The organism is Rossellomorea sp. NRS-1567 (assembly GCF_050467885.1).
GTDB lineage: Bacteria > Bacillota > Bacilli > Bacillales > Bacillaceae_B > Rossellomorea > Rossellomorea aquimaris_C.
The window spans coordinates 161108-175770 of the sequence record NZ_JBITPL010000014.1 but is presented as its reverse complement, the minus strand read 5'-3'; the positions used below and the strand labels follow the sequence as shown (position 1 = coordinate 175770).

Here is a 14663-nt window from a genome sequence, read left to right as displayed (position 1 = left end):
AGAGTTATATTTTCTTTAAAATTGAACAATACCAATCTCGGACTTAATTACATTATAAACAATAACTATAATATTCATTTACCTGATATTAATGAAAAAAATTCGTCTCGTATCGGTTCTTTTTACACCGTGGACGTGAACATACAGGTCATTCAGTTCACCATAGTGTTATTTGAGTGGGTTCTTAAATTAAAAATTATTCAAAACCTTTTTCTATTGCCTGTTCAAGATCCTTTCCATAGATTTGAACATAACGTTGTAACATTTCAAGGTCACTATGTCCAGTCAGCCTTTGCAGTACAAATAAATTCACTCCTGCTTCAACTTTCAACCGACAGAACGTCCTTCTGAAAGCGTGAGGACTCACTGCAACCTCTTTCTCAACGTTTGAAGTAACCCCATAGTGCTTCAGCCTCTCTTGAACAGTCCGAGGGCTAATAGGGGCATTCTCGACACTTACAAACAAAGCATCATTCTCAAGTATACCCCGCTCCTCACAATAAGCTTTAAGGACTGTCTTTAGACGCTTTGTCATCGGGATACGTCTTGCATATCGATTTTTTGCCTGTTGAATGTTGACCTCTCCATGACCATCAAATAATAGGTCTTGAACTTTAAGAGAACATAACTCTTTTAAACGAAGTCCTACATGTGCAAAGGTTAACATGATAGCAAGGTCACGAAGACCAACAAATTGAGTTATATCTGGAGCGCTTAATAACTTTTCTAATTGCTTTTTTGTGAAGGTTGCACCAATGGTATGGCGTTTTCTAAGTTGAGATACACCTTCAAATGGGTTCTTATCAATGTAACTCTTCTTTATGCAAAAATTAAAGAACGTTCTCCCCGCTCTCATACGTGCGTTGATTGAAGAGACGGCTCTGTTGTTCTTCAACATATATTCAACCCAGTTCTCGACATCTTCTGTCTGCATTGCTCGGACATCATCCAGCGAGACTTCCAATTCATGAAATGCTTTTAATAACCCTTTTAGTTCTTTTTCGTAAAACTTAACTGTATCTGGTGAGAGTCCTTTGATAGTACAATGCCTCAAAAACTCTTTGGACACTGTTTGAATATCCCTAGAAGCCTGCTCTTTCTTTGGTACTAACGTATTTAATACCTTGGTGCTAGTCGCTGCTTTTCTTCTTGCCATGTTTATTCCTCCCATTGCGTGTTATTCGTTGCGTGGTATAAACAATTGAAAAGCACCCAAAAAACCAAACAAAAAAAGACCTCATGCCTGCTGATAAACTCAACAAACACAAGGTCTCAACTACGCCCTCGGAGGGAATCGAACCCCCATTTTAAGAACCGGAATCTTACGTGCTATCCGTTGCACCACGAGGGCATGAAATGAATAACCGTCACGAATATATATTATAAGCCAGGTATTGCTTGTTTGCAATAGATATTATGGTATATGTCTTTTTAAGATTATCCATTACTATCTTTTAAAAAGTTAAATGGGAATTTATTTGTAATTAGTGAACTCTAACAGGATCTGCTTCACTCTTTATCTAGCCTATTAAAGAATCACAGAGTGGATTGAAGCGGAAGGCACTTGACTCCTGCGGGAATAGAGGGAAGGTCGAGACCCCACAGGGCGCAAGCCCGAGGAGGCTCGACTCCCTCCCCGCCGGAAAGCAAGTGCCTGCAGCGGAAAGGAACGGTCCACGTTCTACCCCAATACTTTTTATAGAAGTTATCCAAACTACAACTAACTTGCCCCACACACTTAAACACCAACAAACTTTACAACGAGAGTCCCGTTTAAAAAAGGAATGAATGGGTATCATGTAGAAAGGATTTATATACAGGGTATTAAAGGAAGCGTTTAGTTTGACCTTTATTGACCATGGGTGTATGATTACAGTACAAAGTGAATAAGTAATTCAGAAAAATAAAAAGGATTTCTAAGGAGGAACGAGGATGAATTTAATTCCTACAGTAATTGAACAAACAAACCGCGGTGAACGTGCGTATGACATTTATTCACGTTTATTGAAAGACCGTGTAATCATGCTTGGAAGCGGCATTGATGACAATGTGGCAAACTCCATTGTAGCACAACTTCTTTTCCTTGAATCTGAAAACCCGGAGAAGGATATTTCGATTTACATAAACTCTCCTGGTGGAAGCATCACAGCGGGTATGGCCATCTACGATACAATCCAATACATCAAGCCTGATGTACAAACGATCTGTATCGGTATGGCTGCTTCAATGGGTGCGTTCCTTCTTGCAGCAGGTGCAAAAGGTAAGCGATTAGCCCTTCCAAACGCTGAAGTGATGATTCACCAACCACTTGGTGGAGCTCAAGGTCAAGCTACGGAAATCGAAATCGCAGCGAAGCGAATTCTTTTCCTTCGTGAAAAACTGAATCAGATCCTGGCTGATCGTACAGGTCAACCACTTGATGTGATTTCAAAAGATACCGATCGTGATAACTTCATGACAGCTGAAAGAGCGCTTGAATATGGACTGATCGATCGCATCATCACTCGTAACGATATGAATAATAAGTAAGAATACTGAAACCCCCTCATGGATTCGACCATGAGGGGGTTTTTTTACTCTATTTCGATTGTTTTTCCTCAACCGGTATTAAAATCTCACCGTTCATCCCTTTTTTCAACATCAGATGTAATATCGTTTTAGATAACTTACTAGGGTGATATGGTTTGACTAAATAATCATTGGCTCCCAGCGTAAGTCCTTTTTCTTTTTCATCTAACGCCGAAGAAATGATAATCGGTACTTGGGCAAGATGTTGGTCCGTTTTCATTTTTTCAAGTACATCCCATCCCGACATGCTGCCCTCGAGCATAATATCGAGGACCACGGCATCAGGCTTCGATTCCTGCATTTCCATCAAGGCCTCATTTCCTGATGGGGTGTGCTGCACCTTGAAACCACTGTCCGACAGCTCTGCTTTCAATAAGGATGCAAGATTGATATCGTCTTCAATGACGATGATATTCATCCCATTCCCGCAGTGTTCATCCTCTTTAAAGGTTTGGATGGTCACGAGAGGTAAGCGGATGGTAAACACGCTTCCTTTCCCCTCCTCTGATGAGACAGTGATTTCCCCATCATGGGTCTCGATGATTTCTTTCACAATTGTAAGACCTAAGCCCGTGCCTCCAATTCTTCTACGGTCGGAGTTGTCCACACGATAAAATTTGGTGAATAAGTTTGGAATCGCATCATTTGGTATGCCGAGCCCTTCATCTCTTATATCTATGAGAATACTATCTTCTTCTTCCCGTAAATAGACCGTAACGGTACCCCCATCCGGAGAATATTTGATGGCGTTACTGATCAGATTGGTAAATGCCTGAGACAACTTATCCCGATCTCCAAGGACGATCGTACAATCCGTCTCCCTTGCAATATTAAAAGAGTGATGGGGTGCATTGACCTTTTGGGTATCGATCACATGCTGCATGATCGGGACGACATCCTCAAATCTCCTTTCGAAGGTTTGGCGTCCCGACTCCATGCGCTGGACATCAAGGAAATCGTTGATGAGGGACGTCAGCCGCTTTGCTTCTTGATAAATCGTCGTTAAGTATTTCTTTGTTCTTTCCGGTTTTAAATCTTTCGTCAGCATCAGTTCCGTAAAGCCAAGCACGCTCGACAGCGGGGTGCGAAGCTCATGACTGACCGTACTGACGAATTCTGATTTCATTTGATCGACTTCGAATTCTTTCGTGATATTCCGGTGGACGAATATGGTGCCGATCTGCTCCTGCCCACGATAAAGAGATTCGGAGTATACCTGGAAAACTTCTTTACTGTCCACCAGATGATAGGTAAGAAGATGTTTACCTGTCTTCCCTTCTTTCACGATAGTCTCATAATATTCATCCAGTTTTTCTTTGTTTTCGACCCGATCGATCAGTGCCTGCTTCCATGTTTGATAGCATGCCTGTTGAAGTTCATCGATCTCCCCCTCGATCAAGGCCGTTAATTTCGTATTCATTAATAAGCTGTTGCCGTCTTTATCGATGAGTTGTATTCCTTCTTGAATATTATTCAGGATATCCTGCGTTAATTGACGGTTGGCCTCGGTTTCTTCAAACAGGCTGATCTTTTGCAGAGAAATGGAGATTTGCTTTGCCAGGCTCGTGTACTCAGCCAACTCCTGCTTATTGAAATCATTTCCGAAACGGCTGAACACCATGATGGCTTCCACATGTTGATCGGCGGAAAGGACTGGTAAAAATAAGTCATACGAGTAAAGGGTTTCTTCATGATACCCCTTCTCAGGAGGCAGCATTTCCCGCTTGAGGGAGAAAGGTTCTCTCGAATCGAATAATCGTTGATGAATCCCGTTATAAATGTACGTCAAAAACTGTGCAACACCATTTTGAGAGATCCCAAATGACGCATTGGACTTTTGCTCATCCATGAGAACAATCATGCCCCGTGAAGCCCCCATCACCTGACTCATACTCTTCACAATGCTTTCCAGTACCTCTTGTTTGTTCAGGGAACTCGAAATCCCATGAATGAATTCGTTCCGGCGTTCGAGCTGTGACTCCCTGTTCTTCGTCATATTCAGCAGATGCTCAAGTTCGGACTGCTGGGATTCCAGCTCATCCTGCTGGGCCTGCAGTTCTTCATTTTGGGCCAGGAGATGCTCTTCCTTCTCCTGGATTTTATAAATCATCTTTTCGAATGCCCTGGACATCTTACCGATTTCATCTTTCCGTTTATTCTCAAACGTCCACTTTTGGTATGAATCGTTTTCTGCAATTTGTTCAGCGGCAGAGGCCACCTGGTTGAGAGGATGACCGATTTGTTTTGCAATCATTCTCATCAATCTCATCAGAACCAGCAGCATAAGAAAAATGAAGATCACAAAAGCCGTTTGACTTAATGACTCTTTCCGTTTCAACTCATCATATGCTCTTCGCTTGCTTTGTTCAATGGAGTCCGCATACCCATTGAGCTGGGTTTGAAACGTTTCGATGGTAGCAGTGGCTCCGGCTGCCGAAGCCTCTTTCACAGCCTCTATATCCCCCTTTTCATAATCACTGATGATCCGCGGCGCCATATCCTTGAAATAAAGATTGGAAAATTCCTCTACATCTTTAAAAAAGAGTCGATCTTCCGGTTCTGTTTCTACTCCTTTTAATTTCTTTAACGTGTCATCCACTTTTTTCTCTTGATTAAAGATACTTTTTTTGAACTCCTGCCTTCCAAATGCAAGGTATCCCCTCGCATCAAAGAAGGCCTTTTGAAAATCTCTGTCCAATTGTTCAGCCAGGTCTTCTTTTTGATTCAACAGATTCCTCTGAACCTCGTACTCGTTCGTAATGGATTGATCATACAAAGACAAGAAGGCTGCCCCGATGAAGAAAATGACGATGAAGCCGCTCATCATTCCGATGAATTGATTGCGTAAGCTTGTTTGAAATAATTCGTTAATTTTCTTCATTCAATATTTCCTCGATCCGCTGAACGAGTTCTGCCGGACTGTACGGCTTGGCGATGAAATAATCGGCTCCGGATTTCAACACGAGGTCCTTGTCCGATTGCTGGCTCTTGGCAGAAACCATCATGATTTTCACCGTACTTTTTTCAGGTGAATTCCTCACCCTTTCAATCACTTCCAGACCAGTCAACAGAGGCATCATATAATCGAGGAGAATGAGATCATAGTCATTTTCCATGATGTGATCGACCGCTTCCCGGCCATCGGCTGCTTCATCGAGCTCATGTCCCTCGTCTTCGAGTGTATCCACCATCAACATCCGGAGGACTTCTTCATCTTCCGCAATGAGAATTCTCGCCATTTTTATTCCCCTTCTTTCTCAAATGCTTTTTTCATTTCATAGTAGGATTGCTTCAATCTCTCATGGGAGGTCGGCTGGTCCCATGTATCCCAGGAGTACGGATGAAATTCTGCGGGGTTGATGAATCCGTCCCCGGTACGGGCAGGATATGAGAAGTCCTTGCCTCCATCCCTTTCGTATAAACCGATCCTGATGGACTCAAGGGTCGTTGAGCTTTGCAATCCTTTACCTGACCATATATCCCCCATCGCTTCTTTAAGGCTTGGGTCCTTCACATTCAGCAACTGCCAAGGAATACGGATTTCATATCGCCCTTGAGAGGAGTCAACGCTGATATCCGTCAAAGAATCATACGCTTTATCCTGAGGATTCGATGTCCCGAACTGGAGGACCCCTGTTTCATAGGACTGAAACGGGATATTCTCCCCTCCTACATCCAATGATTTGTTCAACGTCAATAGGATCGGGTGATACTCCCCGTTGTTTTTCACTTTCGCATATTTCTCTTCTTCAATCATATGAAGGACATGCCCATACTGATAGTGATGGGTGTCATAATAGCTGTCGACCCACAAACGTGCCTCCTTCTCTCCCTTTATGTGAAGTGCAAAGTCCACTCCTTTTGTGGATACACCCTTCGCATTCGGAATCGTGGATTGACCCTGATCTTGAATCGTGTCAAAGAGTAGATAGGTGTCCTTCTCTTCCGAAATCTGTTCCGAATCGACACGTATATAGACAAATCGCTCATCACTCGTCACATAGAGGCTGTGTCCATCCTTGTTAAAAGCAGGTTTGATCCCATTAAAGGTCCAATCTTCGGTCCTTCCGTCCACGTGGATCATGCTGGATTTACTCAGCCCCGGATCAAAGCTCAGCATTCCGAACTGCTGCTCATTGGTTTGGGCATTTTGCCAGAAAGGGCGTCTGTCGGGGTTGTCATAGTCCATCGTATTCCACGTCCGTTTGAACCACTCATCCTGCCAGGCGAACACCATTCCACCGGCCATTTTTTCTTCCACGATATCCTCGAATAATCGCCGGTCGATTTCACCTTGTTCTTTTTCCGAATGATGACCCTGATCCATGCCGTAGACGTTTTCATGTGTCAGTCCCCGTGATCCCGGGACACCGAACTCCGCTACGACTAACGGCATGGAGTGTGCTTTCTTCATATCATTCAAATAGCCGGCATAGTTGTTCTTTTCTCCCCGTTGATCGATATAATCGACATACTCCGGCTCGTAATTTAGAAAATCGGGATAATACGGATAAATATGATAGGAAGCAAATAAACCCGTTTTCAATTTGTCGGTACCCTTCATGACGTTCGGATTCACAGACACCATGTCTTCTTTCTCCAGGGGTTCACTTGGATGATCCAACAGATCGGTCGTGACCCAGTTCGTAAAGCTCACGGGCCTTTGCCATTGATACGTATCCGTTTCATATGTGATTCCTTCATTCATTCTTTCAGTGAGCCAGATTTCAAAAGGCTGTGCCTTTTCCGTCTCAATGTATTCTCCCTTGAAATCTTGAAGTCCTCTATGCTTTTCATTTGTCGCAAGGACCACTTCGGGATCCCACTCCACCCCGAAAATCCAGCCAAGGACGTAAGGGGATATGTCATAGGTGAAAGATCCGGACGCATGACCTTTCCGTTCCGGTATTTCAGCATTCCCATGCACGAGATCGATGGTCTTCTTGATTTCTGTCGAAAATTCGTCGGTGTTTTCCTTTGCAAAGGCATCCTCGGACCTTAAGAAGATCTCTTCATTGACCCACACGCCGTGGAATAAATACAGCGGTTTTTCGGCCATTTGATTGTACTCGTAAAAAGCTTCATAAAATTCGGGAGGATGGATGGTGTAAATCCGGAGGGAGTTCGCATTCATCGCTCCGATCTGCTTGAACCACCTCAGATATTCCTCTTTGGAAATCGCGGTTTCACCAGGGAAAGAACCCGGCCTTGCAATTCCCATATTCACCCCTTTTATGAGGAGATCCTCCCATTTCCCGTCCTTCTTCACCTGAATGTAGTCTGTGCCGGTTTTCCCAGCGAGCTTCAGATCATTTTCTTTGGTGACTTCAACGGTTTGGGTCTCCTTACGGTCACCACCCTTTTGGATATCCTTAAGGATCGCCGTCATCAGAGGAGTATACGCCTTCCAGTAAAATTGTGACGTGTCATCCGGACTGGTTGACCCCGTCCATTTTCTCCAGGAAGTAAATCCTACGGTCTGGTACAGATCGGGGACATCCCCCTGATCCGCATAATCACCGCTGAAATAGTACGTATTGTATTGACGGTTCTGCCCGTGAACAACGGCTGGGAATGTAACCGGTAGATTCAAGGCTTTCATGGTGTCCTTCCCGCTCTCTGACAGTGACAGCGTATAGTTGGCCATGACCTCATCAGGGTTGATCGCTTCCACGATATCAAACCAGTATGAATAAGGCGTGCTGATTTTTTCGCCGATTAACTCTTCACCCTCAGGAGTAGTGAAAAAAACGACACCTCTCTTCCCGATGTCATCCTTATCCAAGACCACCAAACGGTCATTTTCGTCCACAAGCACATAACCCGGTCCCGTGAACTGATACGATTCACCATACTGCTTCTCGTAGTTATCCCTCACCCATTGAGGCACTTCGCTATTCGTCAGTTCAGGGAAATACCTTCCGATCCAGCCCGACCACTCCAGATTGAACAGGGAATAGAATTTCTTCCTTGTTGCTTCTTCCGTAGGCTGTGCCATGGAATTGAACTCGGCGATCAATGTCTTCCCATCGTTCATTGCCATGTCTTTCAATGCGTCCATATCCTGGTCGGTCAAGCCTCCGTAAAGCTTGGAGGACCGCTTGCCAGAGACATTTTCATTATGGAACTCCTCTTCATACACACCATACGTATCGGCTATGTAGACCGCATCATACCGGTCGGTGGATGAAGGGATATTCTTAATATTATAGGTTTGATCCTTTTTCGGAACAAATCCAATATAATCTTTCTTTAAATCATAACGCTGCCCATTCGTTTGCACATATTTCTGCTGATTCAGAAGCCACATCAGCCCTTTATGTTCACGGTACGTCGTATCAGGGACCGTTTTATCAATAATCAGAAGGTCCAGGTCCTTCTCATTCTTAACCTGCCAGAGCCAAAAAGGGGCAGACACCAGCAGGACGATGCCTGCGATGAACAAGACAAATGAATAAGATTTCAGCTTTGTCATTTCGAAACTCCCTTTCTCGCCATTTCTCCCCAGCCCCTTTTTTTGCGGATCACGTCAAGGATTCCTTCGCAGCGCCATAAAACGGTCAGCGGACGGTACCATAATGTCTCGGTTAATGAATAGACGAAAAGCCTCCCGATGTCGGATGCTTTCGGATACTTTCGGACGGACCATTCTTCCAGGAGCACGGCTGCCATGGAGAGGATCGACCCATACAGGATCGAAAGGAAGAATAATAGAATCGCAAATTCCAGATAAACCCCGCCGAGAAATAGAGATAGAATCATAATCACATACCCCATCAATTCTACAACCGGGCCAAAAAATTCTATGATCAAAAAATATGGCATGGAAACCATCCCGATCGAACCGTACTTAGGGTTGAACAGAAGGCGGCGATGAATCCAAAGGCTTTCAAACAATCCTCGATGCCATCTGCTTCGTTGACGGCGCAAGTATTTCAGAGATTCCGGTGCTTCCGTCCAGCTAACAGGATCCGGTACATACACGATTCTTTTATCTGCTTTCTGTTCCCTCACATACCGGTGGAGCCTGACGACGAGTTCCATATCTTCCCCTACTGTGTGGGAGTACCCTCCCGCGTCCACGACCCAGCGTTTCGAGAATACCCCGAACGCACCTGATACGATAAGAAGGAGATTGTGCCGGCTCAAGCCGATTCTTCCCATAAGAAATGCCCTTAAGTACTCAATTACCTGCATGACGACAAGGGGCGACCTGGACAGACCCACCTTCACAATTTCCCCGCTTTCGATTTCGCATCCGTTGGCGATTCGAATACTCCCACCGGATGCTATGACCTCACCGTCGGACTCGACGATCGGTTTCATCACTTTCAGGAAGGCCGTCCGCTCCAAAACCGAGTCTCCATCTATCGAACAGAAATAAGGATAATTTGATACATTGATTCCGGCATTCAAAGCATCCGCCTTGCCTCCGTTCTCCTTATCAATCACCAATAGATTTTTGTACAGCCTGGATTGGTACACACCCTTAACCGGCTGTGTATCCAGCTGCTCTCGAATCACCCACTTGATCTTCACCAATTGAAAGGATTCCACGAGTTTTTCCATGGAATCATCGGTTGAACCATCGTTAATGATAATGATTTCGTATTCAGGGTATTCAATACTGAGCAATGACCTTACCGTGGCCATAATGCCGACTGATTCATTGTAAGCAGGGACCAGTATGGAAACCGGCTTCGTTTGATGGAGATGTAAGAGCTCTTCGTAAGGCTCCCAATCATCCAGTCCATAGGTTTTCCTTAATTGAAAAAGGGAGATCACGAGGAGAATCGTATAAAAAGAGATGACAAGAATCATATAAATGAGGACAAACCATCCAACCGACATCAGGATACTTCCCCACTCTGCTGTTACATTCATGAAACCGCCCCCCTTTCCAACCACTGTTCTGCCATATCCCTGGCATATTCATCTTCTGCATGAACAGCAATTTCCCTTAACACATCTTCTCCGTTCTCCAGGCGCAAAAGTGATTGAGCCGCTTGAGAACGAACGTAAAAGGATGGGTCACTCATAAGCTCCGTTAAGTAAGGAGTCAATTGCTGTGAACGGATGTAATCACACGCCTTAATGGCCATCAGCCTCTCCTGCCAAGAATCTGCACGCAGGTGAACTGAAAGTCGCTCAACATCAAGATAATATTCCATGCCTACCACTGCCTTCAAAGCTCGGATCTTTAGTTCCGTGGAGTCGTCTTCCAATATTCTTTGCAGGAAAGGCACATGCTCCATTCTGTTCCTTGTCCCGATTGAATCGATAAGGGCAAACCTCATCCCCTCAGGCAGTTCTTCAAAAACATGTACCAATGGCCCGAACTGTTCTTTCCTTAACTGGTGAAACAGGAGACTGTATTCAAACTCCGTCAGCTCATGCTTCGGCTCTATTAATCTTGCAACCAGATCTTCCTCCTCAAACATCACAGCTAGCTTTAAAAGTTGGATCTCTTCCGCCTTACTTACACTTTTTGAAGCGTGAAGCTCCTTCAACGGTTCTACCATACTCTTCATCTTAAAATCCTGTATCCAATAGAGGGCATTCATCCTGATACTCCATCTGCTGTGCCTAAGCTGAGAAAGGATAAACGATTGAAAGTGTTCTTCTGCAAACACTTGTAATCGTTCCTGAATGTCATCAGAGGCAAACATTTTTGAAAAGCCGGCCAGTAATTCCACTAATGCCCTGATCTGCAAGGGGCAGCGATCATTCAAACTTTCACTCCCCCTTCCTTCATGCAGAAATTGAAAGAGTGCTAACTGATATTCTTCTTTATACTGCTCGATATGCGACCGATTCTTATTATCTATTATCTTCTTTATCAACAAGTACAGGCACAAACCCGTTAATACGACCAGCAAACCGACTAACACAACAAAAAAATAAAAAAGCTCCTGCGAGAACACTGATCTATCTCATCCTTTTCAGCATTTGTCCTAAACGTGCCTCAAGCTCAAGTAGTTTAAAAGGTTTCGTCATATAATCATCCGCACCAAGCTGGAGTGATCTCGAGATGTCCCTTTCACTCTTCCTTGAAGTAAGCATCAACACTTTGTAACGATCTGAATCACTCTTCTTACGGAGCTGCTCCAGTACTTCCAGGCCATCCATCTTCGGCATGACCCCGTCCAAAATCACAAGACAAGGATCCTCCCTATGCCAGTCCGACCCTATAAACGCTGCTCCATCTTTAAATGTCTGGATATCGTACTGAATATGCTGTTCAGAAGGCAGCTTCGACACAATATCCTTCATCACCGTCCTGATGATGGGATCATCATCTACGATGGCGATTTTCATACGTTTATGGGGAATATGCTCACTTGCTTTATTGTCAATCTTCACAAGGTTCCTGCCACTGCTTTTCGCTTCATAAAGTGCATTGTCTGCAAGCTTCAGCCACGTATCAAACGGTTTCATCGGATCTGAAATTTCTGCCACCCCCGCCGAGAATGTGCAGGAGAAGGACGGATCTGCCTGAAACACATATTGGCTGAACCCTTCACGTATTTCATCTACAAACGAGCAGGCTTCTTTAAGGGGGGTATTAGGGAATAAAATGACAAATTCCTCCCCTCCAAAGCGAAAAACGATGTCCTGAATTCTGGTTTTGGACTTTAATTGTGAAGCGAACTCCTTCAGCACCCCATCCCCTACAAGATGTCCATACCGGTCGTTCACACCTTTGAAATGATCAATATCGAGAACGGCCACACAGTATGGATCCCCAGTACGAGACCATTCACCCTGAACCTGGGCATAAGCCTGACTCAAGTATTTACGATTATAAACAAGGGTCAATTCATCGATCAACACGAGCTCTTCCATTTGTTTCTTTCGCTCCATCTGTCTTTCCACACGCACAATGAACTCATCCAGATCGAAAGGCTTAGGGATAAAATCATCTGCCCCCATCCGATAGCATTTCATCCGGACTTCCTTGCTATCGTCCACACTCACCATGACCGTCGGAATAAACTGCTGCTTTAACTTCTTCTTGAAAAAATCCAGTACCTCAAATCCGTTCGTTCCGTTCATATAGATATCGATAATGGCACAGTCCGGCCTTACATCATAATAAGACATGATGGCCTTTTCCGGGTTGGCAATCGGGACCACATACCATCCGATTTTCTCCAGCTCTTCTTTCATATACATAAGGAAAGATGTATCATCATCAATTATAAGTACGACAGGCTCTTCTCCTGTTCGACTTTGTTTGCCGGGGAATACCTCAGCCGATTCCTCCTCATAGTGATAACAGAATTGGATAATGTCGAAGAGCTCTTCCTTCACTTCTGCAATCGTCCAAGTCCGCTCTTCTTTTTCTTTGTACTGACCCATCAATTCCCGGGCATGATCTCCCATTTTATGTAAGCCAAGAATCGAGGCCGAGCCCGCCATGGAATGGATGAACCGGTAAACATCTTCATGGCGGATGAATTTGTCAGACTCCCATTCTTCTAACTTTTTTCGAATATTATTAAAGAAATGCTTTGTGTATTTTTCCATTCGGCATCGTCTTCCTTTATCGTAAACTTCTATTATTCATAAAGAATAAGTTGACATGTAGTGAATTTATTCCAAACTCATTTAATTATACTCCCGCATTCTCCAGTTTAATAGGTGGGGATTGGAAATATTATATGTCTTTTTTGCTATTTCACTTTGCAATATCCTGAAAAGTAAATGTAACAAAAAAGCGGGGAGACATCCATCCTCAATGTGAAATATATGGAAAAGGGTCCTAAAGAAGTAGCTGATCCTTTCTTGACAAAAGAGAACCAAAAAAAGCTGATAACCACTCCCTGGTCATCAGCTTTTCATCTGTATGAAGTTGATCTTATGCTTCTTTTTGAACGAATCCTTCAAGGGCAACGAGTGCTTCTACTTCGTCGCTTCCGTCCGCTACCAGCGTAATGGACGTACCCGTGGAAATAGCTAAACTCATTAAGCCCATGATGCTTTTCGCATTGACCTTCTTCCCATCCTTTTCCAAGAAGATTTCAGATGAGAAGCGGTTTGCCTCCTGTACGAATAATGCAGCCGGTCGTGCTTGAAGACCTGTCTTCAATTTCACTTCTACTTGTTTTTCCACCATAATCATTTCTCTCCCCTTTGTCCTTATTTATTGCATCTTTTCTCCCGCTCTGAGTTTCTCAGCAAGCTGGTCAATTTTACGTAAGCGGTGATTAATCCCTGATTTACTGATGGTGCCGCCTGACACCATTTCCCCTAGTTCTTTCAACGTGACATCTTGATAATTCACCCGTAATTCTGCTATCTCCCTTAGTTTATCGGGTAATATCTGTAAGCCTACATGCCTTTCAATAAACTTAATGTTTTCGACCTGTCTTAAGGCCGCACCGATGGTTTTATTCAGGTTGGCCGTCTCACAGTTCACAAGACGGTTAACGGAATTTCTCATATCCCTGACAATCCGTACATCCTCAAATCGCAGGAGGGCATTGTGAGCCCCGATGATATTCAAGAACTCCGTGATTTTCTCTGCTTCCTTCAAATACGTAATGAAGCCTTTTTTCCGTTCAAGGGTTTTACTATTCAACCCGAAGGAATTCATCAGCTCGGACAACGCATCGTTGTGTTCAGAATAAAGAGAAAAGACTTCTAAATGATAGGATGAGGTTTCCGGGTTGTTAACCGAACCACCTGCAAGGAACGCCCCCCTCAAATAGGAACGTCTGCAGCATTTCTTTTTGATCAAGTCTTCCGATATATTATGGATAAAGGTGAAATTTTCACCCAGGATTTTCAGTTCCTCAAGAATCTTCTTCGTATCTTCTTTGATTCGTACAATGTAGACATTGTTTTTCTTCAGCCGCATCTTTTTTCGTACCAGAAGTTCTACAGGGGTGTCGTACCCCTTTTTGATCAAGGTATAGATTCTTCTGGCAATGGCGGCGTTTTCGGTTTGAATATTGACGACGAGCATTTGATTTGAGAATGACAACGAGCCATTCATTCGGATCAATGCGGATAATTCTGCATTCGCGCAGCAATCTTTCACTTCAATATTGGTCAGTTCTTTTTTTGTTTCGGACGCAAACGACATCCCC

At 44.0% G+C, this 14663-nt stretch carries 10 protein-coding genes and 1 tRNA gene; 1 reads left to right on the top strand and 10 read right to left on the bottom strand.

What is annotated here, in order from left to right; translation table 11 throughout:
- Positions 1-196: 196 nt before the first annotated feature.
- Together ACIFOD_RS08770 and ACIFOD_RS08765 are read right to left on the bottom strand one after the other, a co-directional pair.
- Entirely contained in the window at positions 197-1156 is a 960-nt protein-coding gene (locus ACIFOD_RS08770; RefSeq protein ID WP_430314313.1) for a tyrosine-type recombinase/integrase, read from the bottom strand.
- Positions 1157-1279: 123 nt separating this feature from the next.
- A tRNA-Arg gene (locus tag ACIFOD_RS08765) sits at positions 1280-1351 on the bottom strand.
- A 581-nt stretch (positions 1352-1932) separates the two neighbouring features.
- Between ACIFOD_RS08765 and clpP the strand changes: the two genes are divergently transcribed.
- Positions 1933-2529, top strand: coding sequence for an ATP-dependent Clp endopeptidase proteolytic subunit ClpP (gene clpP, locus ACIFOD_RS08760; protein ID WP_113969137.1), 597 nt, complete (start codon positions 1933-1935; stop codon positions 2527-2529).
- A 49-nt stretch (positions 2530-2578) separates the two neighbouring features.
- Here clpP and ACIFOD_RS08755 read toward each other — a convergent pair whose 3' ends face one another.
- The 8 genes from ACIFOD_RS08755 to whiA all read right to left on the bottom strand — a co-directional run bounded on the left by ACIFOD_RS08755 (position 2579) and on the right by whiA (position 14659).
- Entirely contained in the window at positions 2579-5449 is a 2871-nt protein-coding gene (locus tag ACIFOD_RS08755) for an ATP-binding protein (RefSeq protein WP_430314312.1), read from the bottom strand.
- On the bottom strand, positions 5436-5807 hold the full coding sequence (locus ACIFOD_RS08750; RefSeq protein ID WP_430314311.1) for a response regulator transcription factor: 372 nt from the start codon (positions 5805-5807) through the stop codon (positions 5436-5438). Before ACIFOD_RS08750 ends, ACIFOD_RS08755 begins: the two co-directional genes overlap by 14 nt.
- Positions 5808-5809: 2 nt before the next feature.
- A complete protein-coding gene (locus ACIFOD_RS08745) occupies positions 5810-9043 on the bottom strand; it encodes a hypothetical protein (RefSeq protein ID WP_430314310.1) in 3234 nt (1077 codons plus the stop codon).
- Positions 9040-10452, bottom strand: a complete 1413-nt coding sequence (locus tag ACIFOD_RS08740; RefSeq protein WP_397552777.1) for a glycosyltransferase — start codon at positions 10450-10452, stop codon at positions 9040-9042. Before ACIFOD_RS08740 ends, ACIFOD_RS08745 begins: the two co-directional genes overlap by 4 nt.
- The gene (locus ACIFOD_RS08735; RefSeq protein WP_430314309.1) at positions 10449-11459 is read right to left on the bottom strand and encodes a HEAT repeat domain-containing protein; all 1011 of its coding nucleotides are present in this window, start codon (positions 11457-11459) and stop codon (positions 10449-10451) included. Before ACIFOD_RS08735 ends, ACIFOD_RS08740 begins: the two co-directional genes overlap by 4 nt.
- 37 nt (positions 11460-11496) lie before the next feature.
- On the bottom strand, positions 11497-13098 hold the full coding sequence (locus tag ACIFOD_RS08730) for a GGDEF domain-containing response regulator (protein WP_430314308.1): 1602 nt from the start codon (positions 13096-13098) through the stop codon (positions 11497-11499).
- Between the two features lie 331 nt (positions 13099-13429).
- On the bottom strand, positions 13430-13687 hold the full coding sequence (locus tag ACIFOD_RS08725) for an HPr family phosphocarrier protein (protein ID WP_397552775.1): 258 nt from the start codon (positions 13685-13687) through the stop codon (positions 13430-13432).
- A 27-nt stretch (positions 13688-13714) separates the two neighbouring features.
- Positions 13715-14659, bottom strand: coding sequence for a DNA-binding protein WhiA (gene whiA / locus ACIFOD_RS08720; protein WP_113969144.1), 945 nt, complete (start codon positions 14657-14659; stop codon positions 13715-13717).
- Between the last annotated feature and the right edge of the window lie 4 nt (positions 14660-14663).

Bases quoted from the DNA above. Each gene is read 5' to 3' on its own strand.
- ACIFOD_RS08750 (WP_430314311.1), bottom strand. From the start codon at position 5,807: ATGGCGAGAATTCTCATTGCGGAAGATGAAGAAGTCCTCCGGATGTTG.
- whiA (WP_113969144.1), bottom strand. From the start codon at position 14,659: ATGTCGTTTGCGTCCGAAACAAAAAAAGAACTGACCAATATTGAAGTG.
- ACIFOD_RS08725 (WP_397552775.1), bottom strand. From the start codon at position 13,687: ATGGTGGAAAAACAAGTAGAAGTGAAATTGAAGACAGGTCTTCAAGCA.
- ACIFOD_RS08755 (WP_430314312.1), bottom strand. From the start codon at position 5,449: ATGAAGAAAATTAACGAATTATTTCAAACAAGCTTACGCAATCAATTC.
- clpP (WP_113969137.1), top strand. From the start codon at position 1,933: ATGAATTTAATTCCTACAGTAATTGAACAAACAAACCGCGGTGAACGT.
- ACIFOD_RS08730 (WP_430314308.1), bottom strand. From the start codon at position 13,098: ATGGAAAAATACACAAAGCATTTCTTTAATAATATTCGAAAAAAGTTA.
- ACIFOD_RS08770 (WP_430314313.1), bottom strand. From the start codon at position 1,156: ATGGCAAGAAGAAAAGCAGCGACTAGCACCAAGGTATTAAATACGTTA.
- ACIFOD_RS08740 (WP_397552777.1), bottom strand. From the start codon at position 10,452: ATGAATGTAACAGCAGAGTGGGGAAGTATCCTGATGTCGGTTGGATGG.
- ACIFOD_RS08745 (WP_430314310.1), bottom strand. From the start codon at position 9,043: ATGACAAAGCTGAAATCTTATTCATTTGTCTTGTTCATCGCAGGCATC.